This is a genomic window from Acinetobacter sp. Q85-2, from assembly GCF_013420555.1.
Taxonomy (GTDB): Bacteria; Pseudomonadota; Gammaproteobacteria; order Pseudomonadales; family Moraxellaceae; genus Acinetobacter; species Acinetobacter indicus.
On the sequence record NZ_VOXW01000008.1, the window covers coordinates 24,733 to 49,190 of the forward strand.

General features: G+C 46.2%; 20 protein-coding genes and 3 tRNA genes. 9 read left to right on the forward strand and 14 right to left on the reverse strand.

Annotation, left to right across the window (positions count from 1 at the left end; all coding sequences use genetic code 11):
* Position 1 precedes the first annotated feature (1 nt).
* Positions 2 to 784 (reverse strand): class I SAM-dependent methyltransferase, encoded by a 783-nt coding sequence (locus tag FTT68_RS06020; RefSeq protein WP_034598303.1) that lies wholly within the window; start codon positions 782 to 784, stop codon positions 2 to 4.
* 121 nt (positions 785 to 905) lie between these two features.
* On the opposite strand from FTT68_RS06020, the gene FTT68_RS06025 reads away from it, so the two are divergent.
* The 3 genes from FTT68_RS06025 (at position 906) to FTT68_RS06035 (ending at position 3,536) form a co-directional block, all read left to right on the forward strand.
* Positions 906 to 2,180, forward strand: a complete 1,275-nt coding sequence (locus FTT68_RS06025) for a hypothetical protein (protein ID WP_160241655.1) — start codon at positions 906 to 908, stop codon at positions 2,178 to 2,180.
* Between the two features lie 101 nt (positions 2,181 to 2,281).
* Entirely contained in the window at positions 2,282 to 2,479 is a 198-nt protein-coding gene (locus FTT68_RS06030) for a hypothetical protein (RefSeq protein ID WP_160241654.1), read from the forward strand.
* Positions 2,480 to 2,579: 100 nt separating this feature from the next.
* Positions 2,580 to 3,536 carry a 2-hydroxyacid dehydrogenase gene (locus tag FTT68_RS06035; RefSeq protein WP_160241653.1) on the forward strand — a complete coding sequence of 319 codons (957 nt, stop codon included), beginning with the start codon at positions 2,580 to 2,582 and terminating at the stop codon, positions 3,534 to 3,536.
* A 98-nt stretch (positions 3,537 to 3,634) separates the two neighbouring features.
* On the opposite strand, the gene FTT68_RS06040 is transcribed toward FTT68_RS06035, so the two are convergent.
* The 7 genes from FTT68_RS06040 to glyQ all read right to left on the reverse strand — a co-directional run bounded on the left by FTT68_RS06040 (position 3,635) and on the right by glyQ (position 10,584).
* Positions 3,635 to 4,060: a hypothetical protein gene (locus tag FTT68_RS06040; RefSeq protein ID WP_104470692.1), complete on the reverse strand. Its 426-nt coding sequence runs from the start codon at positions 4,058 to 4,060 to the stop codon at positions 3,635 to 3,637.
* Positions 4,061 to 4,264: 204 nt separating this feature from the next.
* Positions 4,265 to 4,789 (reverse strand): hypothetical protein, encoded by a 525-nt coding sequence (locus FTT68_RS06045; protein WP_005181937.1) that lies wholly within the window; start codon positions 4,787 to 4,789, stop codon positions 4,265 to 4,267.
* Between the two features lie 290 nt (positions 4,790 to 5,079).
* The gene (locus tag FTT68_RS06050) at positions 5,080 to 5,469 is read right to left on the reverse strand and encodes a hypothetical protein (RefSeq protein ID WP_005181941.1); all 390 of its coding nucleotides are present in this window, start codon (positions 5,467 to 5,469) and stop codon (positions 5,080 to 5,082) included.
* 75 nt (positions 5,470 to 5,544) lie between these two features.
* Positions 5,545 to 7,086, reverse strand: coding sequence for an ATP-dependent endonuclease (locus tag FTT68_RS06055; RefSeq protein ID WP_180006766.1), 1,542 nt, complete (start codon positions 7,084 to 7,086; stop codon positions 5,545 to 5,547).
* 74 nt (positions 7,087 to 7,160) lie between these two features.
* Positions 7,161 to 7,439 carry an AAA family ATPase gene (locus tag FTT68_RS06060; protein ID WP_180006767.1) on the reverse strand — a complete coding sequence of 93 codons (279 nt, stop codon included), beginning with the start codon at positions 7,437 to 7,439 and terminating at the stop codon, positions 7,161 to 7,163.
* Positions 7,440 to 7,525: 86 nt separating this feature from the next.
* Positions 7,526 to 9,595 carry a glycine--tRNA ligase subunit beta gene (gene glyS, locus FTT68_RS06065; protein WP_180083874.1) on the reverse strand — a complete coding sequence of 690 codons (2,070 nt, stop codon included), beginning with the start codon at positions 9,593 to 9,595 and terminating at the stop codon, positions 7,526 to 7,528.
* Entirely contained in the window at positions 9,595 to 10,584 is a 990-nt protein-coding gene (gene glyQ / locus FTT68_RS06070; RefSeq protein ID WP_005181950.1) for a glycine--tRNA ligase subunit alpha, read from the reverse strand. Before glyQ ends, glyS begins: the two co-directional genes overlap by 1 nt.
* A gap of 480 nt (positions 10,585 to 11,064) precedes the next feature.
* Here glyQ and FTT68_RS06075 point away from each other — a divergent pair, with 480 nt between their 5' ends.
* On the forward strand, positions 11,065 to 12,195 hold the full coding sequence (locus FTT68_RS06075) for an HPP family protein (RefSeq protein ID WP_005181952.1): 1,131 nt from the start codon (positions 11,065 to 11,067) through the stop codon (positions 12,193 to 12,195).
* A gap of 68 nt (positions 12,196 to 12,263) precedes the next feature.
* Here FTT68_RS06075 and FTT68_RS06080 read toward each other — a convergent pair whose 3' ends face one another.
* On the reverse strand, positions 12,264 to 12,530 hold the full coding sequence (locus FTT68_RS06080; RefSeq protein WP_005181954.1) for a PspC domain-containing protein: 267 nt from the start codon (positions 12,528 to 12,530) through the stop codon (positions 12,264 to 12,266).
* A gap of 288 nt (positions 12,531 to 12,818) precedes the next feature.
* On the opposite strand from FTT68_RS06080, the gene FTT68_RS06085 reads away from it, so the two are divergent.
* A complete protein-coding gene (locus FTT68_RS06085) occupies positions 12,819 to 13,415 on the forward strand; it encodes a hypothetical protein (RefSeq protein WP_228718931.1) in 597 nt (198 codons plus the stop codon).
* A 125-nt stretch (positions 13,416 to 13,540) separates the two neighbouring features.
* Here FTT68_RS06085 and FTT68_RS06090 read toward each other — a convergent pair.
* The 5 genes from FTT68_RS06090 to FTT68_RS06110 form a co-directional block, all read right to left on the reverse strand.
* Positions 13,541 to 13,616 (reverse strand) — tRNA-Lys (locus tag FTT68_RS06090).
* Between the two features lie 74 nt (positions 13,617 to 13,690).
* Positions 13,691 to 13,766 (reverse strand) — tRNA-Lys (locus tag FTT68_RS06095).
* Positions 13,767 to 13,786: 20 nt separating this feature from the next.
* Positions 13,787 to 13,862 (reverse strand) — tRNA-Lys (locus tag FTT68_RS06100).
* Between the two features lie 130 nt (positions 13,863 to 13,992).
* The gene (locus FTT68_RS06105) at positions 13,993 to 15,834 is read right to left on the reverse strand and encodes a long-chain-acyl-CoA synthetase (protein ID WP_016659608.1); all 1,842 of its coding nucleotides are present in this window, start codon (positions 15,832 to 15,834) and stop codon (positions 13,993 to 13,995) included.
* A gap of 170 nt (positions 15,835 to 16,004) precedes the next feature.
* A complete protein-coding gene (locus FTT68_RS06110; protein WP_160241649.1) occupies positions 16,005 to 19,406 on the reverse strand; it encodes an Rne/Rng family ribonuclease in 3,402 nt (1,133 codons plus the stop codon).
* Between the two features lie 753 nt (positions 19,407 to 20,159).
* Here FTT68_RS06110 and FTT68_RS06115 point away from each other — a divergent pair.
* From FTT68_RS06115 to FTT68_RS06130, 4 genes are all read left to right on the forward strand, one after another.
* Positions 20,160 to 21,128: an RluA family pseudouridine synthase gene (locus FTT68_RS06115; RefSeq protein ID WP_016659606.1), complete on the forward strand. Its 969-nt coding sequence runs from the start codon at positions 20,160 to 20,162 to the stop codon at positions 21,126 to 21,128.
* Between the two features lie 382 nt (positions 21,129 to 21,510).
* Positions 21,511 to 22,179, forward strand: a complete 669-nt coding sequence (locus tag FTT68_RS06120; protein ID WP_016659605.1) for an HAD-IA family hydrolase — start codon at positions 21,511 to 21,513, stop codon at positions 22,177 to 22,179.
* 537 nt (positions 22,180 to 22,716) lie between these two features.
* Positions 22,717 to 23,514 (forward strand): 2-keto-4-pentenoate hydratase, encoded by a 798-nt coding sequence (locus tag FTT68_RS06125; RefSeq protein ID WP_005181967.1) that lies wholly within the window; start codon positions 22,717 to 22,719, stop codon positions 23,512 to 23,514.
* 36 nt (positions 23,515 to 23,550) lie between these two features.
* A complete protein-coding gene (locus FTT68_RS06130) occupies positions 23,551 to 24,447 on the forward strand; it encodes an acetaldehyde dehydrogenase (acetylating) (protein WP_005181969.1) in 897 nt (298 codons plus the stop codon).
* The last annotated feature ends 11 nt before the right edge of the window (positions 24,448 to 24,458 follow it).

The window sequence follows — 24,458 nt, forward strand, 5'->3', positions numbered from 1 at the left end:
CTTATTGTTCTGTAATTTTTGTAAAGCTATACACATGGGTCAGGTAGGGAAAGTCAATTTGTTGCTGCGGCTGTTTGCCTGTATATTGCAGCACCATCTGCTCGAACTGCTGTTTCAGCTGCTGTTGCTGGTGTTCAGGCAGCGCGGCAATAAAACTGGTAGAAAGCAGGCGTTTTGACACCACCTGTTCAACTGTACCGCTTTGCCATTGCTGAAAAGTAGCTTCTGCGTTAGCGTTAAAGCCGGTCGCAGCCGAAAAGACCTGTCGCCATTGGCCGCTATGAAAACGCGGGGTATCACCTTCCAGCGGTGCTATATGCTCGGCCAGTGCCTTGACCCAGTCGATGCGGGTGTCACGCTGATTCCAGATCAGCAATAGCTGACCACCCGGTTTCAGCACCCGGTAAATTTCGTTCAGGGTTTCAAGATTGGCAAACCAGTGAAAGGACTGCGCGCAGCAGACGGCATCGACACTGGCATCAGGCAGTGGCAGGGCATGACTATAGGCTTGAATGCTTTGCACATCAGGATAGTGTTGCTGCAGTTGTGCCAGCATTTCGGCCACTGGCTCAACAGCAATCACATGCGGGCTAAGCTGTTGCAGAATCGGCAGGAATTTACCGGTACCGGCACCCAGGTCGACACAGACCGGTGCGGCATCAGATTTGAGCTGGTTTTTTAACCATGCAACCAGCGCTTGTGGATAACTTGGTCGGACCTGTTGATAAAGTTTGGCGGCTGTGGAAAAGCCTTGTTCTGCTGCAGGATGGAGGAATTGTGTCATATTTTGCGCTTTTTTATCTGCCGGGCATCTATAAAATAACATATTCGCTTTTTAGTCGTCGGCATACGGTCTATTTGTTATTTTGAATCTTGATAGAGGGCTGTGCAGCTCTGGTGTGGGAATGGATAAACACATAATTTTTGAAGACGATCATATCCGCGTCATCTGGATGCCCGGTCATTCAGAGGCGCTGATTTTTTCTTTTGGCGATTTAATTACCCGCGCCAAAGGCCTGACCATTAATGCTGAAAAGTCATTGAGCAAACACGGCTATAATGTGGTTGGCATCATGCCAAAGGAGAAATCCTGGTTTCCCGAACAGTCGATGCGCGCGATGCTGAATGAAATTGCCGCCACCATTGCGCCGTTTCAGCAGCGTATTGGCTATGGCGGTTCGATGGGTGGTTATGCGGCCATCAAATATTCCAACCTGCTTGATTTGCAACGTGTGGTGGCACTGGTGCCGCAATATTCGATTGATCCGGAAGATATTCTGGACACGCGCTACAATATGTTCTTCCATCCGCAGCACAATGCTGACATGCGTATTCAGCCCCAAGATGTTTCGGCTGAGCGCGAATATATCGTGATTTATGATCCGCACTATGCCGAAGACCGCGCCCAGTATTTAAAACTGCAGGCGGTACTGCCTTCGCTGCAGACCCTGCATTTACCGTTTACCGGACATGATGCGATTGCGGTGCTGGCCAGTTCCGATTTGCTCAATGATTTTCTTAGCCATCCTTTTGATCCGGCACATTTTTACCAGAAGATGCGTCAGGTCAAAAAGAACAGCAAGTTCTACTATCGCAAGCTGATTGAAAACCTGTTGCCACGGCACAAACATGCGCTGGGGCAAATCCTGAAAAATAACGAACTGCAACTGGACAGCGGCTTTTTTGATGTCAAGCTCAAGCAGAACCTGATTCGCTCGCTGCTCAGCAATAAACAGGTCGATCAGCATGACCTGCATAAACTCGGGATTCAGTTTAACCTGCCGCAGGAAAGCCGCCGCCAGCTGATGGACTGTTTTGGCCATGGGCTGGTATTTAATGTCATTAGCCAGAAGATCGAAAGCTATGCTGCCAGTGCTGTGGCCTTAAACCATAAATTCCTGATTCCGATTTATGCCAAGGGCAATGGACTGGTACAAATCTGGCTGAATGACCAGCGTTATATTGTGGCCATGAATGATCGTCAGGTCATGAAACTGTTTCAGGAACAGGATGAGCTCAGCGCCGGTATGCACCCCATCGTGATTAAAAAATACAGCGATTATTATGTGCTGAGTTATAAACAGCTGAATTTAAGTAGTGATGAATTTGGCGGCAATGAATTTGTCGATGATAGCCCGGAAAGTGCCAAATTTGTGACCCAGCCCGAAGTGGTGCTGTAAGCCAAAACTGCACTGACCCCGAAGTCCTTGTTTTATTTTATATTCAGGCTAAGATGAAGATGGATGTAAAACAACCAGTGGATAAAAAGTAGGGTAGTGTTATGACCATTCGATCTCTGTCTGTTGTGGTACTGAGCCTGCTGGGTTGGGCTGTTCCGTCGGTGGCTTCGGCACAAACGGTGCATTATTCAGCCTATATGGTGTTCGGCAGTGGCCTGTTATTGGTATTGGCTTTAACCATTTATGTCATTCGGCAAATCCGCTTTTCTTTACGCAATTATCACAGCAAGCGCCCATGAACTCATGGGCGTTTTTTTGTGGGCATCCCATTTTTGAACTGACGCGCAGCGCTACAAGTGTGCTTTAATTTCTTCACGCCATGATGAGAGGATGCACCACATGAACGCCATATTTCTGGATTTTGCCTCGCTGGATCAGGATGATTTACAGCTAGAAGACTTAAACGCTGTCTTTCAGCAGCAGTTAACGCTGTATCCAACCACTTCGCCTGCAGAGCTGCTGCCACGGGTGCAATCTGCCGAGGTGATTATCAGCAATAAAGTCTTGCTGGATGCCGCGACATTACAGCAATGCCCGCAGCTTAAACTGATCCTGATTTCAGCCACCGGTACCAATAATGTCGATTTGGAACAGGCACGCCGCCAGGGTGTGGTGGTGTGTAACTGTCAGGGTTATGGCACGGCCGCAGTGGCGCAACATACCTTAATGCTGATGTTAAATCTGGCTACTTCTTTTGTGCGTTATCATCAGGCGGTGCAACAGGGCCAGTGGCAGCGTTCTAGCCAGTTCTGTCTGCTGGATTATCCAATTGTCGAGCTGGCTGGAAAAACGCTGGGCATTGTCGGTTATGGTGAGTTGGGGCAGGCAGTGGCCAAGCTAGCCGAAGCCTTCGGCATGCAGGTCAAAATTGCTGCTCTCGCCAACCGGCCACAATCTGCGTCGCGGGTGCCTTTTGCCGAGCTGTTACCGCAGGTAGATTTTTTAAGCCTGCATTGTCCACTGACCGAAGATACCCGGGATTTAATCGGGCCGGCTGAGTTTGCTGCCATGAAACATAGCGCGTTTTTAGTTAACTGTGCCCGCGGCGGTATTGTCAATGAAGCGGCGCTGGCCGAAGCCTTACAGTCCGGACAAATTGCCGGTGCGGCGATGGATGTGCTGAGTGTCGAGCCACCCAAGCAGGGCAATATCCTGTTAGACTCAGCTATTCCCAATTTAATTTTAACCCCGCATAGTGCATGGGGCAGTGTAGATGCGCGGCAGCGGATTGTGCAGCAAATGGTAGAAAACGTGATCGCGTTTCAGCAGGGCCAACCGATCCGTCAGGTCAATTAAGCAGATATCAAGCAATAAAAAATACGGACGCATTCAGGTCCGTATTTTTGGGTGGAATGAAAAGGCGAGTGATGATGAGGCTCTCGCTCACTCCCGTCTTAAAGTTCGGTCACGGCATAGCTGGTGGCCCCTGAACCGGTTTCAGCAGGTACTGATGCCGCCGGTTGAGCGGTATCTGGCTGACTCAAGCTGCCCTGTACAATTGGTACCGGCTGTTGCGGTGCGCCGCCTAAAGCTTCTTTGGTGTCCTGAATTTTCTGGTTGGCCTGTTGCGTGGTGTTGCTGGTTAAGGTTTTGGTATTTTCCCAGGCCTGATGCACCGAAGGCCGTACTTTTTGCACACCTTTTTCTGCCACTTCACCAACCCGATCTGCCGCGTTTAAAACACCTTGCTGTGCTTTATAGGCCCAGACATGCAGTAAATTCGGATTATCGGCATACGGCTGAATCGGGGCTTGGAGCTTGGTGCTGCTATTCGCTTCTGCTGGTGGAGTTTGTGCCCAGACTGCAGTGCCCATGAGCATAAGGCCAACAGCCAATACGGATTTCATTTTATGCATAATCATGACCCCTGCTAAAAGAGAATGGAAAGCCTAAGCCTAAACTGAAGGCATGAAGAAATCATGAAGATTCCTGTTACTGTGTTGAGCATCTGCTGAATTGTCTTGAAACTCAACCACAAAATTAAAAAAGCCCGCAGGGTTGCAGGCTTGGTTCTCTCATTTTGATTATTGTGCAGCGCCAACCGCGGTATGGGTTTTACTGCTGACTTTGGCTTTGGCCACAGGCGTATCGACATCAACCTGCGCATTGCTGTGCAATTGTACCTGTGCCGATTTCTGTTTCAGGCTGTTTTTGGTTTTTTCCGTGCGGTCTGCGGCATGTTCACGGGCTGCTGCGGCTTTCTTGGCGGCAGACTGTTTCAGTTCGCTTGAGCGTTCATAGGCCGCCTGTTTTAAATCTGCGGCTTTTTCTTTGCCGGCTTCGGCTTTTTCATTGCTGAACTGTTTGGTGTTTTGCCAGGTGTTCTGGGTCGTGGTTTTTACGCTATGTAATCCTTGACCGACATGCTCGCCTGCGCTGTGTAAGGTCTGCTGCGTACCTTGCACTACATTATTTAAAAGTCCACCAGCCTGTGGCGTCTGCACAGCTGCCGATGCGTTGACATTGGCCTGAAGTGCTGGCGCGGCATACAGTGAAGATGTCGCGAGTAGGGCGCTGCTCATGAATATTGTTGTGAGAGTTTTCTTCATAGGATTTTCCTTGCATGTGTGCCACAGACGCAATGCTGTGAGCGGTGCCTATCTTAAGGAGAAAAATATGCGCCGATATGCTTTATGCAAAAACATCCACAATCTTGCTACAACTGCTTAACAATTCAGGCATTTTTGTAAACCGGGGATTGGCTGCGAAGTCTTATACCAGTTGGTATAGCAGATATAATTTGAATGATGAAAAATCTATTTATTTTTCGGGTTATTTTTATTTTTTCTAGGAAATGTGGAAAAGCACCATACCTTTTGCAGGCATGATGCTTGAATTTTTAGTTACATTGCGCCAGTGCATCTTTATGGAAATGATCGCGCAGGGTCAGGAAGTTTTTCTGTACCGTGGCATCATGCAGGTCAAAATTATGGGCGGTGCTGGTGCCATCTTGGGCAAAGGTAGCTGAACCGGCTGAAATGAGGGTGTTGCCTTTAAATGCCCATTGTTCAATTGAGCGGCCGGCTTTGAGCTGCCCTCTAAATTCAATCACGCATTTATCAATAAACTTGGTCAGTTTGGCCGAGTTATGCGTGGTGTCTGGATAGACCTCAAGATTTTGGACTTCTTGTAATACCCCTGCTTGTAGTTGTGGAATGACTGGCGCAGAGGTACATGCACCCAGAGAAAGGCAAGTTAGACCAGATAAAATTAAAGTTTTAAGTTTCATAAGCTTCTTTCTTGTTGAGTGTTGTTAGGTTGAGTATATGAAATATATAGGGATATGCCTATAGTTACTCCACTTTTAGCTAATCCACTCTATAGCATCTCTCAAATGTTCGTAATCACTTACTAATTCTTCAATAGATTCATTATTTATAAGAGCAGTATTAAATCTACGCCATTCTTGTTCTCTTTTAGAATTAAAACCATAAACAGCCTCAATATCTCCTGTACACCATATGTATATGCCTTTAACTTTTAGAGAATTATGAATGTTTTTTAGTATGGGTTTGGCTTCAGGTAGTTGAGCTAGAGTTTTAAACTTTTTTGCACCGATTTGTCTTAAGGACGAACAGTCTTTGACATGATCCTGACAAATATTCAAATCAGGTAAGTCCTTATTTCTCTCTACTAAACTTCTAAACTCTTCAAAATAATGAGCATTAGAATCATCAATTAGATCCCAATCCTTACAATTACCGATAAAATCAAGATCTGTAAGAATTCTTGAAGGAATTCCAAGAGCACCTAAAACTTTTTGAATAGGTAAAAGACTGGTTTTACTATCAGCAGAAACTAGAGATAGTTTTTTGAGATGAAAAGGGCGTTTATGTATTTTAGTATATATGTTAGGAAGAACTCTAAGCTCAGTTTTTCCTTCTACTAAAAGGACTTCATCACTAAAAAATATTTGAGAAGCATTATTTAACTTAAACACTTCATAAAAATGACTAGGATACTTAGCATTAAGAGATTCGATAATTTTTGAAATAGGCTTTCTTGCTTGTGTGCCTAACTCTGGAGATTTATGAATTTGTAAAGCATTAATTGCATGTTCAGAGGACAAAAGACTTGCGGAATGCGTAGAAAATAAAATCTGGTAACCTGAATTACTGAGAGTCATTAATGCATCACGTACAAGTTCAATAGTTGTAGGATGTAAATAGAGTTCAGGTTCATCAATACAAATAATAGTATTTGATCTTCTTGAGCTAGGATTCTTTTGCTGTAAGTCAGCCAAATATCTAATAAGAGCCATTTGGATTGAGCGCTGAGTACCGTGCCCAAAATTATTAAAATCTCTTTCTGTATGTGTATCTTCAAATATTTTCAAAGTCCCACTTTTAAAAATATCTTCGATGGTTGGGGTTGGGAAATGCAGCTTTACCGATATATTTGGAAAAAAGTCATTAATTATTTCATTTATACCTGTATCGACTTTACTCAATGCAGGAATTCTATTACTTCCATCATGTGATAAAAGATTAGAAACAGATTCCAAACTTGTTATAAAATCTTGTTGATAGTTTTCTTGAATCTCTAAAGAAATCAGTTCAAGAAGTTTAGATATTGCTGTCCCACTTTTATTTTTTGTTGAATCCTCATGAGCATCTGTCATGGCTTCAATATGAATGAATTTTGGAAAAATTTTTATAATTGATTGTTCAATACCGGAAGGGATAGATTTCCACTCCTTACCATCAAATAAGGTAGCAACTATCTTCTGTTTTTCATTTCTATCGAGGAAGGTTCTTCTTTTAATTTTTAATTCTTCATTTTGTATAAATGGTCGAAGCTTATTTGCATGATCCTCTTCTAATAAATTTAATAGGCTTTGTTGCATAAATATGTAAGCATCTGATTTAAATAAATTTAATTTTGGATCAAAAAACAATCAAAACTTTTAAAATCATATAGTTATGAAATCTTTGTGCAACAAAGCCAATTTAATAAGTCATCTTTGATGTTGGTTAGGAGAGCTGTTACTTCTATGGGTTCTTCACAATTATTTGCATTTGCATAGTAGTTAAAAGATTTAACACTTAAGCCTTCTAAAAGAAATTTAATAGCCAAAAGAATATTTGATTTACCCGCATTGTTATAACCAATTAGAGCGGTGAAATTTTTTAAACATACCTGAGTATCTTTACATGACCTAAAATTCAAAATCTCCAATTCTTTAATAATTACACTCATTATCAGCCCTAATATATTGTTTATAAAAATAAAAAACCCCGCTAATGTTATAGCGGGGTTTCGTGTATTTTACAACCAATTAGTTTTTAGTGTTGAAGCACCGAAATATCCGCCACTTTCGTAAATAAGTTACGAAGCTGAGCAAGCAAGCGTAAACGGTTTGCTTTCAATTCAGCATCATCCGCCATCACCATTACACCGTCAAAGAACGCATCTACAGGCGCACGCAGTGCAGCAAGTGCAGAGAGCGCAGCAGTGTAGTCTTTAGCAGCGAATAATGGCTCAACTACAGGCGTGATTTTTGCAAGTTCAGCGAACAATGCTTTTTCAGCATCTTCCACCAGATTCGCTTCAACCACTTCACCAGCTGGTGCCGCTTCTTTGGCAAGAATATTGGCAACACGCTTATTCGCAGCAGCAAGTGCAGCCGCTTCAGGCAATGCGCGGAAGTGATTGACCGCATTGACACGCTTGTCAAAATCAAGCGGTGATTTTGGTGACAAGGCTTGAACGGCTTGAATCACGTCAACAGCCACACCTTGGTCTTCATATTTGGCACGGTAACGACCTTCAAGGAATGCAACCGCATCGTTTAAAGTCTTATCGTGATCTTTGAGTACATCGCCATACGCAGCTAAAGCAAGTTTGATCAAATCTTCGATTGAAACATCAAGCTCGTTTTCAGTCACTAGACGTAAGATACCAATTGCAGAACGACGCAGGGCAAACGGGTCTTTCGAACCTGTAGGCGCTTGACCAATACCGAAAATACCGGTGAGCGTATCTAAGCGGTCTGCAAGCGCAATGGTTGTACCTGTTTTGGTTTTCGGTAAAACATCACCTGCAAATTTAGGCAAGTACTGCTCGCCAAGTGCTTCAGCCACTTCATCATTTTCGCCTTCAAGACGTGCATAGTAAGTTCCCGCGATGCCTTGAAGTTCTGGGAATTCACCCACAAGCTCAGAGGTTAAGTCACATTTTGCCAGCAGGGCAGCTTTTTCAGCGTCAGCCGCATTTGCACCTGTAATTGGCGCAAGCGCAACAGCAAGTTTGGCAATACGTTCAGATTTGTTCCAAAGCGTACCCAATTCTGCCTGGAAGACCATGTTTGCCAATTTCTCTTTACGAGAAGCAAGCGGTTGTTTTTGGTCTTGCAGGAAGAAGAATTCAGCATCCGACAAACGTGGACGAACGACTTTCTCGTTACCTTCAATAATTTGTGACGGATCTTTCGACTCGATGTTTGACACCGTAATGAAGTACGGTTGCAGTTTATTATCGCTATTCACCAGGCAGAAGTACTTTTGGTTGTCCTGCATGGTCGTAATAAGCGCTTCTTGAGGAACAGCAAGGAAGCGTTCTTCAAAGCTTGCACGAAGTGCAACAGGCCATTCTACAAGAGCTGTTACTTCGTCACGAAGATCTGCAGGCACAATCGCAATGGCATTCACTTCATCAGCAAGTGCTTTCACTTGTTGGTCGATGATGGCTTGACGCTCTTCAAAAGACGCCACAACGTAAGCTGCTTTAAGCTTGCTTAAGTATTCATCAGCATGCGTTAAAGTGATTGCTTCAGGCGCATGGAAACGGTGACCATACGTCACGTTACCAGCTTTGTGATCTTGAATGGTGGCATCAACCACGTCATTGTCTTTCAGCAACACTACCCATTTCACAGGACGTACGAATTCGGTACGGCTGGCTGCAGAACGCATGCGTTTTGCAATTGGCAGGTTGTCCAAGGCATTTTGTAAAATTTGCGGTAACAGCGCATCCAGGCTTTGGCCTTTGACATCTTTTAAGTAGCAAACTTTTTCAACTTTACCGGCCTGGAATGTCGAAACCTGATCAACCGTAATGCCTTGGCCACGCATAAAGCCTTCAAGCGCTTTGGTTGGCTTGCCTTCTGCATCATATGCTGCTTGCACAGCAGGGCCGTCAAAACGTTTTTGTGTATCGGCTTGCGCGCCATCTACATTGACGATTTTAAGCGCCAAACGACGTGGTGCAGCATAAGCTTCGATTGAATCGAAAGCCAGACCTGCATCTTTTAAGCCTTTAACCGTTTCTGCCTGTAACGCATCACGTAATTTTTTCAGGCTTTTTGGTGGAAGTTCTTCACAGCCAAGTTCAAATAAAACAGTATGTTTAGACATTATTTGCTCTCCGCTGATTTTTCTGCTTGCGCGGCTTCCGCCTCAACCTGTGCTTTTAACTGTGCCAGAACTTCATCACGTAAGTGCGGTTCCGCCATTGGGAAACCAAGCTCTGCACGTGCGGCCACGTAGCTTTGTGCAATGGCACGCGCCAATGTACGGACACGTAAAATGTAGCGCTGACGCTCAGTCACAGAAATTGCACCACGCGCATCGAGCAAGTTAAAGCTGTGTGATGCTTTGACCACTTGCTCATAAGCAGGAAGTGGCAGTTTTGCTTCCATCAAACGAGAGGCTTCTGCTTCGTAAAAATCGAACAGTTCAAACAGTTTGTCGACTGGCGCATATTCAAAGTTATAGGTCGATTGTTCTACTTCATTTTGATGGAATACATCGCCATAGGTGACCGTACCGAACTGACCTTTAGTCCAAACAAGGTCATACACAGAGTCGACCCCTTGCAGATACATCGCCAGACGTTCTAAACCGTAAGTGATTTCACCGGTGACCGGATAACATTCAACCCCACCGACTTGCTGGAAGTAAGTGAATTGCGTCACTTCCATACCATTCAGCCAGACTTCCCAACCTAAGCCCCAAGCACCGAGTGTTGGTGATTCCCAGTTATCTTCGACAAAACGGATGTCGTGAACCAAAGGATCAATCCCGATGGCTTTTAAAGAATCCAGATATAACTGCTGGATGTTGTCCGGGTTTGGCTTTAATACCACCTGGAACTGGTAGTAGTGTTGCAAACGGTTCGGGTTTTCACCATAACGGCCATCTTTCGGACGACGTGATGGTTGCACATAAGCGGCATTCCAGGTTTCAGGACCCAGTGCGCGAAGGAAGGTCGCAGTGTGGAATGTTCCTGCACCCATTTCCATGTCGTAAGGCTGCAACACGACGCAGCCTTGCTCCGCCCAGTAATTTTGTAAGGCAAGAATTAAGCCTTGGAAAGTATCAATATGCGATATGGCGCGACTCATGGTCATCCACTTAAAATTAGAGAAAAATTGTGCTCAATTATAAGGATTTTGGCGGGAGGTAGCAAAGGTTATCCATACAATGCTGGCGCTTTGATCAGGAAGCGAAGCCTAACCGAAAAATCGTCGTAAAAAATCAGTAGAGAAACCGGCGTTAGATTGATCCGTCTATCCACAAAAACCGGATTTTGGTCTGTAGGATTCGGGGAAAACCCAGCATTGTCATTTCAGTCATTTTTCTCAAAGATCGGTTTCATCTGGTGTATACAGCGCAATCATCTGCGCTGAACGGTGTGTACGCAAAAACGATGTTTTTAAAATGAAGAGCTTATCAATTTTTTCTAAAAAGAGGATGATTCAGTGTGCCTATACTGATATACATCTCAACAGAAAAATTCATAATTATAAGATATAGAATGAATACATCTTATAAGCTGCTTCATTTTATAATGGCGGCCGTCGCCAAAATCACAAAGGATTCCCGTGTTTCATCCGCAATCTGAATGGTTAGAAATCTTAAAACCCAATTTCAAATTACTGCCGCTGAAAGAACGTCTGTTGTGCGGATTGGGTGCTTTGCTGGGCTTAAGTTTATCTTCACTGATCAGCTTATGGATTCTGGGCGATATTAATGCCTGGTATATCGCGCCGATGGGTGCGTCGTCAGTATTGCTGTTTGCGGTGCCGGCCAGTCCGCTGGCACAGCCGTGGAATATGGTGATTGGCAATACTATTGCCGGCATTATTGGTGTGACTTGTGCGCTGTATATTCCGAATCTGACCGAAGCCTTTAGTGTGGCGGTGGCCTTATCTATTATTTTAATGATGTCGACTGATTCGCTGCATCCACCGAGTGGTGCAGTGGCAATTACTGCGGTATTGGGCGGTGAGGCGGTCAGTGAACTGGGCTATTTATTTATCTTTTATCCGGTGCTGTTAAATTCGCTGTTATTGCTGCTGGTGGCGATGATGTTTAACCGACTGACCGGCAAGCAATATCCGCACAAGGCCCAGCTGAATCTGCGTTCGCAAGACCCGACCCCGACCCAGAAAGTCACCATTCAGCCGCAAGATATTCATCATGTACTGGAGCATCAGACCGAGCTGCTGGACATTAGTGAATACGATTTGCAGAAAATTATTCTGGAAGCGCAATATCAGGCCAATGCGCGTATGCAGGATGAAAACGTGCAGGAATGGCGCTGTGAAGATATCATGACCCATGATGTGATTACCTTGCAGCAGGATGATGATATCCAGCTCGCGCTGGACAAGTTCAAGCAGGTCAATTTAATGAGCTTGCCGGTGGTAAATGCCGAGCAGCAACTGGTCGGCACATTGGCACTGTATGAAGTGGTGGAATGGTTTAAACATGCTACCGATGTGCGGATGTCATGGCAGCATCAGGTCAAACACATTATGAACCGCAAGGTGGTGACGGTAAAACCACATCAGAGTATTGCCGATCTGGTCCCGTATTTTGTGGAACGTTCGTTTAACTATATTCCAGTGGTGGAACAGCAGCAGCTGGTCGGGATTATTAGCCGCGCCGATATGATTGCCGCCATGAACCAGCGTCTGATCTGGCTACGCAGCAAAACTACGGAAAGTTAAAGCCAGAAAAAAGAAGCTACGGTAATAGGGGTCCACCGTAGCTTTAAACTGTGCAAGAAAAATGAAGATTAACGGTAACTGTTCTGATCTTCATGAATGGTACGTACCGGATTGCGATAGCCATTCACGTGTTCAATTTCAGCTTTCTTTTTCGGCATCACCAGCCACAGTACCAAGTACACCAGAATACCCGGGAAGGCGGCACTCATAATGGATACCAACACAAAAATAATGCGGAGTAAATTTGCATTCCAACCAAAACGTTCAGCAATACCACCCATTACACCTGCAATCATGTTTGAGCGGTTAGAGCGGTATAAACCAACATTGGCCATTGAGGTCTCCTTAAAAAATAAAATGGTGAGTCAATCAACAACTCATAAAATAAAATTGGCGACCTATTTCCGTTTTTAAAGGGTCAATGCGCTATAAATCGTTAATTTATGTAAATAAAATGACACGGTATAAATATTGCGCTTTAAAATCTTGAAACAGGTCTACAAAAACTGTAGATTTGGGTGAAAATTCATATAATTTCAATAGCTTCGCTGTGAGCCCATCAACCTGATGCAAAGGCATACGGTGGCTATTTTTATTGATACCCGGGAGACACCATATTGGCTGTGCATTGTTCGAAATGGTTATGGGGAATCTGTTGCCTGTCTTTGGCCGCTTGTGACCCGACGTTTAACAGTCAAGAAGGAGAGGAGGCACAGCCGTTTACACCCGTGGCAGACCTGCAGGTGACGGAAGATGTGCCAAGTAAACGCCTGAGTGAAGTGGCTGGCCAACCGGTATTTCCATCTGCAAAAGATGCCGATAAAGCCGTGGTGCCGGAAGCGGCCTTGGCCTATGTCGGCCGGTATCAGGTAAAAATTAGCTGTGAAGATGCCTATGTCAAATGTGAGACCGGTACAGTCGATTTTATTCTGACTTTATTGCCCGATGGCACCGCACATCGTTCCATCGTCTATCTGGGCCGGGTCATGGCCGGTGCACAAATGAATTATCATCTGGATTACTGGATGTATGATGAAACCACGCACCAGATTATTGTGCATCGCAGTAATGGGGTGGAAATTTTTTATGATATTGATGACACGCAGAATCTACGCATGGATTTAGAAAAAATTGCCACAGTATCGACGGTAAATCAGCAGTATTTTTCCCGTAATCCTTTACCGGCACATGCTTATTATCTGGAAAAGTCGGCCGATTAAAAAAGCAGATTGAGCGTTCTTTCATCCACATTAATATTGAGGTTGTAGCGCAGATACGATGCAGCCCAGCATATAAATGTGCAATGCAGAGTAGGGAAGCGAAGATATTTATTCTGGAAGATAAATGGTGGGTCGTCCGCGACTCGAACGCGGGACCAACGGATTAAAAGTCCGCTGCTCTACCAACTGAGCTAACGACCCTGAGGAATAAAAAATAAGCTGCTTATTTTTTAAGATGCAAGAACTGGAGTTTTTGCAGAGTTCCTAAGGAAAGATGGTGGGTCGTCCGCGACTCGAACGCGGGACCAACGGATTAAAAGTCCGCTGCTCTACCAACTGAGCTAACGACCCATCTTAGGCTTTCAAATGAGTGGTGGGTCGTCCGCGACTCGAACGCGGGACCAACGGATTAAAAGTCCGCTGCTCTACCAACTGAGCTAACGACCCATATCATTTGATGGAGCGTATTGTAGCAAGATCTCGTTTGAGCGCAAGTAAAAAATAAAAAAGTTGTCTATGTTTGATTATAAATGAAACAAATTCATGCTAGGGAATCAAAAAATAGACAACTTTGGGCTTAGAAGCGGTATTGATAGGTTTGAATCTGCTCGAAAATTTCCGGGGTTAGATCAGTATAAGCCGCTGCACCGGGCAGCAACACCAGCAAACGATCCGTGGTAGCTGCCGGATTAAATGCCTGTTCTTTGAGCTTGTTTTTCTGATATTTAAAAGTGCCGGTGGTTTCAACCTGGGCCTGAATCCGTAAAAATACGGGAACCGCATAGCCGGGCAGGGCCTGTTTAAACTGGCTCACCATCTGCTGCAGGTCATGTTCATCCAGTGTTGCATCGGCATTTAAGGTAATGGCCGCCATTCCGGCCCGACCATTGGTTTCTGGAATTTCTACGCCGTAGACCACCGCTTCGGCAATTTTGTCATAATCACAGAGTATATTTTCCACTTCGGTGGTGGAGACATTCTCGCCTTTCCAGCGGAAGGTATCCCCGAGGCGGTCAACAAACTGGGCATGACGGAAGCCGATATTTCGTACCAGATCACCGGTATTAAAGTATTGATCGCCACGCTGGAAAACGCCTTTTAAAATCACCGCCTTGTTTTTTTCCGGATCAGTATAGCCATCAAACGGCGAACGGCGGGTAATTTTGCCAATCAATAAACCAACTTCACCTTTTTTGACTTTCTGGCACCAGCCGCGCGCATCCCGGACCGGTTCATTTTTTTCTTTATCGAAAGCCACAATCGCATAGGGGGTTGGAGAAAAGCCAACGGTATTGTCAAAGTTAAAGATGTTGCTAAAGCCAACATTGCCTTCACTGGAGGCATACAGCTCCAGAATTTCTTCAATCCCAAAGCGCTGTTTAAACTTGTTCCAGATATTCGGGCGCATACCGTTCCCAATCATTTTGGTAACACGATGGTCCTGATCCAGCGCAGATGGCGGTGCATCCATCAGGTAGCGGCACAGCTCGCCGACATAACCAATGGCGGAGGCATTAAATTTCTGTACATCTTTCCAGAAGCTGGAGGTGGAATATTTACGTCGAATTGCCAGGGTTGCACTACCGGCAATTACCCCACACCAGCACACCACAATACCGGTGGCGTGATACAGCGGCAGGGTCACATACATGACATCTTTTGGATTCAGATTTAGCACATGGCCATAGGTGCCGTAAGCCAGGGTCCAGCGGCTATGGGTGAACACCACGGCTTTCGGCAGGCCGGTGGTTCCCGAGGTATAGATATAAAACAGGCCGTCTTTGCCCTGGACCGAATGTGTGGTCGGCGGATTGAATTTCGGGAAATGGTCGATCTTTTCGGCCAGATTATTAAAGCCGTTCGGAGCTTTGCCGGCATCGCGCTGGGTTTCCTGATCGGCAAACCAGTCCAGACGATCTGCCGGTAAATCCAGCGCCTGACGAATCTCCTCTACCGCAGCACGGCATTCTTCGCCAACAATTAGCGCGACCGGTTTGACCAGATTGATGCTATGGGTCAGCACCTTGCCGACCTGTGAGGTGTTTACCAGTGCAATGGTGACGCCAATTTTGGCCAGACCGATGACAGTCGCGATCAGTTCCGGGCGGTTTTCCAGCATTACCGCAATCACATCGCCTTTGCGTGCGCCTTGTGACAGATAATAGTGGGCAATCTGGTTGGCCCATTCATTCAGGGCTTTGTAGCTAAAGCGCTGCTCTTCAAACATTAAAGCCAGACCATGCGGATTACGTTTGACCGCTTTTTCAAAGGCAATGCCCAGACCGGCAGGGGTGGATGGCGTTCGTAAATAGGCTTGACTCAGACCCTGAATAAGATTCGGGACTTTGCCGATAAACTTTGGAATTTTGGCGGCGACATCGGCCAGACCAATAAGATCATGTTGTGTTGTATGGCTCATATGAATCCTATTTATTCTCGACATCCAATCTGTAGTTCTAGCGCATGAATATTGCACTTTAAGGTTTTAATCGTTTCGTTGTAGTGTAATCAACCTAATCTGACAAATTAACAAAAAAAATCCAGCCACCGAAATGACTGGATTTTTTTATTCACCTGCAAAAAAGCAAATTATGACTCAGTTGAGGTGTTGGCTTTCTTTGGTGGACGGCCACGTGGACGACGCGGACGTGCCGGTTTTTCTTTCTCGGCCTTGTCTGCTGCGGCTTCTGGAGCTTCAGCTTCTGCATTTGCCGGTGCTTCGCTGGCATCTGCTGCATCAACTGGCAGTTCAGCCTGTACTGGTTGCGCTGCTTCAGCTTTCGCTGTTTCTTTAGCCGGTGCTTCGGCTGCAGCGCTTTCTTCAGTCGCCACTTCAGTTTCAGTCGCAGTGGTTTCAGCCGCTGGTGCTGCTTCAGTTGCTGCTGGCTCGGCAGTCGCTTCTACAGGTGCTGCTGTGCTGCTTGCAGCAGTGGCTTCTGTTGCTTCAGCTGCTTGAGCGTCCGCCGCAGTTTCTGCTGGTGCATCGTTAGCGGGTGCTTTTTCTGCTTCGTCGGCATGGGCCTGTTTGGCCTGTTCCAGCGCCTGTTCGGCAGCAAGTTTGGCTAAACGACGACGCTCACGCGGATCATTGGCCACACGTTTGACTGGCGCTGGTGGAGTCAGGTCCAGCACAGGAGCAGGTTCTGCTTCTGGCTCAGCTTTGCTGACTTCAACATCACGGGTCACAGGCTGCTTTTGGCTTTCTGCCGCAGGTGCTTGAGCGACCAGGCTGGCTGCATATTGTTCAGTGAACTTTTGCAGGGCGCGGTTAAAGGTTGGGATTAAACCAAACTGCTCAATCAGTACCGAGCAATCTTCACCATACACATGACGGATCAGGCTGCCTACCGTGTACTGCTGCAAGGCTGGAACCTGAGATGGTGACAGCTTTGGCGGCTGGTTTTGTTGCGCACGACCTTCACGTTGCTGGCGACGACGCTGACGCGGATCGTTGCTGGCGCGTTTCACCGGTTGCGATTTGTGCTCTTCAGCCACAATTGCCGCAGGTGCCACTTCTTCTTTTGGTACTGGTGCTTCTTCTACTGCTTCAGTGCTGGTCGCAACCGGAAGTTCAGCAGTTGCTGCAGGTGCAGCGGCTGCGTTCTGGTTTAGCGCGACAATTTCACTTTGTGCAGCATCAACATTCACCACCAGAGCAGTTGGCATCACGTCCTGACGTGGTGCATCCACCAGGTCCACTTTCAGGCCTTGTGCTTCAGCGGCTGGTGCTGCTGTAGCTGCTGCCGGTGCAGCCGTGTCATTCAGCACGCTGGCATCGCGGTGGCGATTTGGACGCTCTGGACGTTGCTGGTTACGACGGTCACGACGTGGCACAGCATCTTGCTGTTGCGCTTCGTTTTGCGTCTGTTCATTGTTGTTGTGCTGACGGCGGGAGTTGCGTTTGTTTTCACGCGCTTCCTGACGTTGCTCCTGACGTGACAGCTGCACCACTTCTTCGTGTACCTGATGCTGTGCTGGGCTGTTGTCATTCTGGCTGTTTTGCTCGCGCGGCTCTTTGTGCTTGCTGCGCTTTTTGTTGTTGTGACGTGATGATTTTTCTTCACGTTCAGCCGGTTTTTCAGCGTGATCACGCTCATGCTTGGCCACAGTTGATGGGGCAAGATAAGCATTGCTGGTTGCTGCTGCTGGTGCAGCCACAGGCGCCGCAGCTGCAATCTGACCGAACTGGCCACGGCTAACTGCGCCATTATTGACCATTTGCTCAATCGCTGCAGCCGCATTGTTGGCGCTACGTGACTGATCAACCGTGTTGGCCTGTTTTTGCACAAACAGGTTTTCTAACCATGCACATGGGCTAGCACTTGGTGCAGCGGCAGCAGGGGCCACTTGTGCAGGCGCAGCGGCTTGAGCTTTGGCTGGACGCTTCTGTTCCTTTTGCGGTGCTGCAGGCGCAGCTGCATGCTGAGCGTGCTGTTCTTCTTCTAAATGCCATTCAGAGGCTTCATAACCTAGTTCCTGTTCGCTTAAGCGGGTGGCTGCTGTGCGTTCATAGCTGGTTGGGGCAAAGCCTTCCGGATTGTAAGAGATTTCGTAATGTGGGGTTTCTAAATGCGGGTGCGGCAATACCGTTACACGTACATTTGAGGTTTGTTCAAGGTAAACCAGGCTGTGACGCTTTTCATTCAATAAGAATGCTGCAATTTCAACCGGTACTTCAACCTGAACTTCACCATGACGCTCACGTAGCGCAATCTCTTCCACTTTACGCATAATCGACAGTGAGAGAGAACGTAAGTCACGTACCATGCCGGTACCATGACAACGTGGGCAAACATAACCGGTCGCTTCTTCTAAAGATGGACGTAAGCGCTGACGGCTCATCTCCATTAAACCAAAGCGTGACAATTGACCAAACTGGATACGCGCGCGGTCGCTTTGCGTTGCTTCACGCAGCTTGGCTTCCACCATACGCTGGTTACGGTCTTTGGTCATGTCGATAAAGTCGATTACTACCAGACCACCGATGTCACGTAAACGTAACTGGCGTGCAATTTCTTCAGCAGCTTCCAGGTTGGTGTTTAGTGCGGTATCTTCAACGTCCTGACCACGAGTTGATTTTGCCGAGTTAATGTCGATTGACACCAATGCTTCGGTTTGGTCAATCACGATTGAACCACCTGAAGGCAGTTTGACTTCGCGTTCATAGGCGGTTTGAATCTGGCTTTCGATACCGAAATGCGCGAACAGTGGTTCATTTAGGGTATAGGTTTTTAACTTGTCGAGCTGACGTGGCATCACCGCTTTTACGAAGTTATAAGCTTCGTTATAGGCCTGTTCTGAGTCAATCAGGATTTCAGCCACATCATCACGCAGGTAGTCACGAATGGCACGCGTGACGACACCGGCTTCCTGATGCACCAGCATTGGCGATGGACCAGAACTTGAGGTGCTTTGAATTTGCGCCCACAGATCTAGCAGATGCTGTAAATCAAGTTGTAATTCTTCTTGAGAACGACCAATACCGGCAGTACGTACAATCACGCTCATACCGCGTGGCACGTTTAAAGAGGCCAGCATTTCTTTCAGTTCTTCACGCACTGAACCGGAAATCTGACGGCTGATACCACCCCCTTTCGGGTTGTTTGGCATCAGGACCAGGTAACGGCCCGCCAGTGAAATAAAGGTCGACAGGGCAGCACCTTTGTTGCCGCGCTCTTCTTTTTCTACCTGAACCAGCAGTTCGGTGCCTTCAGTAATCAGTTCGCGAATATTTGAAGTTTGACGAGGATCGGCCTTGTAGTAAGAGTTGGCAATTTCGCGCATCGACAGGAAACCTTGACGACCGGCACCATACTCAACAAATACAGCTTCTAAAGATGGCTCTACGCGAGTCACATGACCTTTATAGATATTTGATTTTTTTTGTTCACGGGTACGATTTTCTAAATCAAAATCGTAAAGACGCTGACCAGTGACAAGTGCAACGCGAATTTCTTCAGCATGTGTTGCATTAATCAACATACGTTTCATGGGTGTAACACCTTATAGTGATACACAGCAAAACATCGCTCTATACGTAGCGAGCATCAAACATCACGGATCATGGTTCAGATCTCAAATACAGCGGTCTGAACGTTTCTCTACCGGCCTGATAATCGGGTTTCGGTGGATGATTCACGTATTGATGATGTCAATACGGCTTCAATCTTTAAACGATTAAAGTCACCTGGTCGTTTCACTGGCGGACGAGCGGTACATTGGATGTGAGTAACTTTCACTGTCACATTGCTCAAAGATCATCCCTTCTTTTAGTCGAGTGTCTTGATACGGAATTATCGTCGTATCTTTACAATTTGTGCAGATCCAATGTATCAACGCTGTAGCCTGAATGCGACATCAGGGAACGACTAGTCTGATGTGTATCAGTTTACGTTTAAAAACCAACTTGAGGTTGGCGACATATTTTTTCAGGCAAACTGATTTATGTACCTTAAGTACAATTAAACGCAACAGTTTGCAGTTTTGCCGATATAATAAGCCTTCGGCGTCGGCATAATTCTTTTGGGACCTTTACGTGTTTAGTGGAGTGTTTGATTGAATAATCAACTTCAGTAAAAACCGAAATGACCCAACTTTTACCCACTTACGATGGTTTCCGTGCGCTGACTATATCAAACCTTGCATCATCTGCCTATGGGCTAAGCTTATGTTTCTTGTGTAAAGCATAGCCCAAGTGATCAGTTTTTAATCAATTTTAGTATTTTTTTAGGTCGTCGTAACTGTATGAATTCTACCCAACAATGGCAAAGTGTCACTTGGTTTGAAGTCGATGAGCATCAAGCGGGGCAACGGATTGACAACTTTTTGTTTAGCCGTTTAAAAGGCGTGCCCAAAAGCCGGATTTACCGTCTGATTCGTGAAGGTCAGGTGCGGGTCAATAAAAAACGGGTCAAAGCCGAAACCAAGCTGAATATTGGCGATCAGATCCGGGTTGCTCCAATCCGTTTTGAACAGAAAGATGATACCCCGGCGCCGGTGTCAGATAAAGTTGCTCAAGGCTTGCTGAACCGGGTCATCTATGAAGATGAAGGGCTGATGGTGGTGAACAAGCCATCGGGCATTGCCGTGCATGGGGGCAGTGGTGTGGCCTATGGCTTGATTGAGGGCTTGCGCGCGGCCACCGGGAAAAAATATCTGGAGCTGATTCACCGCATTGACCGCGATACTTCGGGTCTGGTGATGATTTCGAAAAAACGCAGCGTATTAAAAACCTTGCAGGACATGCTGCGTGAGCACAAAATCCGTAAAACCTATGCTGCGGTGGTGAAAGGACAGGTGACGCTGGACAAACAGCTGATTGATGCACCTCTACATCGTTATGAGCTGGCCAATGGCGAACGTCGCGTGCGTGTGTCTAAAGAAGGTAAAGAATCGAAAACCCAGTGGAATGTGCAAGAGCGCTTTATGCATGCCACACTGGTCTATGCATCGCCGCTGTCTGGACGTACCCATCAGATTCGTGTGCATGGTCTGAGTATTGGCCATCCGCTGGTGGGTGATGAAAAATACGGTCATGAAACCGAATATCGCGGGCCTAAACCACGCCGTTTATGCTTGCACGCCATGCGTCTGGAGATTCCGGGTTATCCAACCATTGAAGCACCATTGCCTGAAGATATGCAGAGTCTGGTGGCGCAGTTAAGAGCGCAGAAGGCGGATAAGGTGGTAACGCTTGCAGAAGATGATGAGTAATCTTTGGCTTTTTAATTCTCGTTCGTCTTGCTTTATTTAAGTGGGAAATTTCCCTCTTTATTAAAATTAAAGATGAGGAACATTGTTCCGAAAGGGGGAGATTAAATTTCGGAAAAATCCTCTCCCTGAGCAGCACTGCTGCGCAAGTCTCCTTCTTGCACGTCGTTTAAAGCAGTGCTTTAAACTCGTTCAGGAGAGGGAGCGTTGCGATAGTAAATGATATCTGCATCCGAAATGTGCGAAAGGCGACATGGATGTCGCCGTTGGGTAATTAATATCTGTTGTGATCTTGCAATAAAAGTTATTTTCTAATGAAGCTCTCCCTCTTTTTTAAAGGAGGGTCGGGGTGGATTTAAACCGAATCAAATCGAGGAAACCATATATGAATACAGCTGTAGAACTCATCATTTTCGACTGGGATGGCACCTTGTTTGATTCAGTCGGTCAAATTGTGGCGAGTTTACAGTTCGCTGCACAGCAGTTTCAGCAACCCTTAACCGATGAAGCAGCCAAAAGCATTATCGGTTTGGGCCTGCCTGAAGTGGCGCAGCGTTTGTTCCCGATGGTGCCGGAATTGCATGGCGAGATTTTACAGTGCTATTCCGAGCACTATGTAGCCAACTCCAAAACCGATGTCTGGTTTGATGGTGTGGCGGCGATGCTGGATGATTTACAGAATGCCGGGGTAAAACTCGCGGTGGCTACCGGTAAAAGTCGTAAAGGCCTAGATCGTGTATTGCAGCAGACTCAAAGTATGAATCTGTTTGCTGCGACCCGTGCCGCCAGTGAAACCCGCTCTAAACCGCATCCCTTAATGTTAGAAGAAATTCTGGCAGAAACCGGGGTGCGCCCTGAGCAGGCAATTATGGTCGGCGATACCTCTTATGATCTGGAAATGGCGCAGGCTATTGCCATGCCGCGTGTGGGTGTCAGCTATGGGGTACATACGGTCGAAGTGTTACAGCTGTTTCAACCGCTAAAAATTGCCGGGGATGTCAGCAGCCTGCATCAGTTCCTGTTACAGCAGGTACAAATGAAACAGGCCATCTAGGTGGGAGAGCATCTTTTCAGAAGAAGTGAACCTCTTGCCGCTTCTTCTTTTATTCAAGAGCTTATTTTCTTCCTTCTTATATTGATCTCTGCCTGGGCATGTTGCGTGATTGCAAAGTTTCGTCTTTCTTTTTCTGTTCTAGAGGCTGTATAAACACTGTGCAGCCTTATTGCCTCTAAAAGCTGCTGATAAAATCGTCTAATACCGAAGCCTTAAGCGCTGAAACTTCTCATCCAGATTTTCTTAAAAAGTGGATAGAAATACTCGGAAATCTATAGCTATCAGGGGCTTCGTGTCGGTTGAGTTGTGGCTGTGTTATAGGTTCTAGCTATTGTAAAAAATAAAATAAGTATTGGCATAAAAAGTCCATTTTTCCGATTCTAAATCAGTTTATATCTATGCGCGTTTGCTAGAGATCGGCAGCAACAGCCTGTTGCCGCTCTGATCAGTCCCCCCTATATCGGCCGATGTTCAGCTGCATGCCGGAAAATCTAGTCAACAGCATAAGCCCAATTTTTGCAGTTTAAGGAAACATTGATGTCGAATTCTGCTGTTGTTGCATCAGTTGCTCAAGCGTTAAGAGATGCTGAATTATCACAAACTGCGATTGCACCGATTCGCCCACAATTAGGCGGTGAATCTGCTGATGTAGATATCGCGTACGCAGTTCAAGAAGTAAATACCGAACGCGCGTTGAAAGAAGGCCGCCGTTTAGTAGGTCGCAAAATTGGTTTGACCTCGAAGGTAGTTCAGGCACAACTGGGTGTTGATCAGCCAGATTTCGGTATGTTGTTTGCAGATATGGCCTATGGTGATGGTGAAGCCATTCCTGCAGGTTTGCTGATTCAACCGAAAGTTGAAGCAGAAATTGCACTGGTCATTAAAGAAGATTTGACCAAAGAAAAACACACCTATGCTGACATTATCAGTGCAACTGACTACGCACTGCCAGCAGTAGAAGTGGTGGATAGCCGTATTGAAAACTGGAAAATCAGCCTGATTGACACCGTGGCAGACAACGCATCTTCAGCGGCGTTTGTACTGGGTTCTCAACCGGTAAAACTGGAAAACCTGGATCTTGTGAACTGTAAGATGGTCATGACCCGCGGTGAAGAAGTGGTTTCTCAAGGTGTGGGTAAAGCCTGTTTAGCCAACCCATTGAATGCTGCAGTCTGGCTGGCAGATGAAATGGTACGCCGTGGTCGTCCATTGTTAAAAGGCGACATCATCTTAACAGGTGCATTAGGGCCAATGGTTGTGGCGCAACCAGGCGATGAATTCAAAGTTGAAATTGAAGGCTTTGGTTCAGTTACAGCGGCATTCGCTGCTGAATAAGCCCCAACCTGATCAGAATTTTAAGAGAGTACATTCATGAAAAAGATTAAATGTGCAATGATCGGTCCAGGTAACATCGGTACTGATTTGCTTTACAAATTACAACGTAGCGAATGGTTAGAGCCAGTATGGATGGTGGGTATTGATCCTACATCTGAAGGTCTGGCGCGTGCGGCGAAAATGGGTTTAAAAACCACGGCTGAAGGTGTAGATGGTCTTCTTCCTCACGTAATCGAAGATGACATCAAAATTGCATTCGATGCAACGTCTGCATACGTACACGCAGAAAACAGCCGCAAGCTCAATGAACTTGGCGTGTTAATGATTGACTTAACACCGGCTGCAATTGGTCCATTCTGCGTACCACCTGTCAACCTGGAAGCATTGCTTGCGGCTGGTGAAGTGCCAAACGTCAACATGGTAACGTGTGGCGGTCAGGCAACCATTCCAATGGTTGCTGCGGTTTCTCGCGTTCAACCGGTTGAATATGGCGAAATCATTGCAACGGTATCGACGAAATCAGTTGGTCCAGGTACGCGTAAAAACATTGATGAATTTACCCGTACTACTGCAGGTGCAATTGAGAAAGTTGGTGGTGCGAAACAAGGTAAAGCGATCATCATCATTAACCCAGCTGAGCCACCACTGATGATGCGTGACACAGTACATTGTTTAGTTGAAGGTGAGCCAGATCAAGCTGCGATCACTGAATCTGTACATGCGATGATTAAAGAAGTGCAAAAATATGTACCAGGTTACAAACTGGTAAACGGTCCTATTTTTGACGGTAACCGTGTTTCGATCTTCTTAGAAGTCGAAGGTTTAGGTGACTTCTTGCCGAAATATGCAGGTAACCTCGACATCATGACAGCAGCAGCTGCACGTACTGCAGAAATGTTTGCTGAACACGTTTTCAACACTGCTGAAGCTTAAGGAGCAACCTC

Bases quoted from the DNA above. Each gene is read 5' to 3' on its own strand.
- FTT68_RS06020 (WP_034598303.1), bottom strand. From the start codon at position 784: ATGACACAATTCCTCCATCCTGCAGCAGAACAAGGCTTTTCCACAGCC.
- FTT68_RS06025 (WP_160241655.1), top strand. From the start codon at position 906: ATGGATAAACACATAATTTTTGAAGACGATCATATCCGCGTCATCTGG.
- FTT68_RS06030 (WP_160241654.1), top strand. From the start codon at position 2,282: ATGACCATTCGATCTCTGTCTGTTGTGGTACTGAGCCTGCTGGGTTGG.
- FTT68_RS06035 (WP_160241653.1), top strand. From the start codon at position 2,580: ATGAACGCCATATTTCTGGATTTTGCCTCGCTGGATCAGGATGATTTA.
- FTT68_RS06040 (WP_104470692.1), bottom strand. From the start codon at position 4,060: ATGCTCATGGGCACTGCAGTCTGGGCACAAACTCCACCAGCAGAAGCG.
- FTT68_RS06045 (WP_005181937.1), bottom strand. From the start codon at position 4,789: ATGAAGAAAACTCTCACAACAATATTCATGAGCAGCGCCCTACTCGCG.
- FTT68_RS06050 (WP_005181941.1), bottom strand. From the start codon at position 5,469: ATGAAACTTAAAACTTTAATTTTATCTGGTCTAACTTGCCTTTCTCTG.
- FTT68_RS06055 (WP_180006766.1), bottom strand. From the start codon at position 7,086: ATGCAACAAAGCCTATTAAATTTATTAGAAGAGGATCATGCAAATAAG.
- FTT68_RS06060 (WP_180006767.1), bottom strand. From the start codon at position 7,439: ATGAGTGTAATTATTAAAGAATTGGAGATTTTGAATTTTAGGTCATGT.
- glyS (WP_180083874.1), bottom strand. From the start codon at position 9,595: ATGTCTAAACATACTGTTTTATTTGAACTTGGCTGTGAAGAACTTCCA.
- glyQ (WP_005181950.1), bottom strand. From the start codon at position 10,584: ATGAGTCGCGCCATATCGCATATTGATACTTTCCAAGGCTTAATTCTT.
- FTT68_RS06080 (WP_005181954.1), bottom strand. From the start codon at position 12,530: ATGGCCAATGTTGGTTTATACCGCTCTAACCGCTCAAACATGATTGCA.
- FTT68_RS06105 (WP_016659608.1), bottom strand. From the start codon at position 15,834: ATGAGCCATACAACACAACATGATCTTATTGGTCTGGCCGATGTCGCC.
- FTT68_RS06110 (WP_160241649.1), bottom strand. From the start codon at position 19,406: ATGAAACGTATGTTGATTAATGCAACACATGCTGAAGAAATTCGCGTT.
- FTT68_RS06115 (WP_016659606.1), top strand. From the start codon at position 20,160: ATGAATTCTACCCAACAATGGCAAAGTGTCACTTGGTTTGAAGTCGAT.
- FTT68_RS06120 (WP_016659605.1), top strand. From the start codon at position 21,511: ATGAATACAGCTGTAGAACTCATCATTTTCGACTGGGATGGCACCTTG.
- FTT68_RS06125 (WP_005181967.1), top strand. From the start codon at position 22,717: ATGTCGAATTCTGCTGTTGTTGCATCAGTTGCTCAAGCGTTAAGAGAT.
- FTT68_RS06130 (WP_005181969.1), top strand. From the start codon at position 23,551: ATGAAAAAGATTAAATGTGCAATGATCGGTCCAGGTAACATCGGTACT.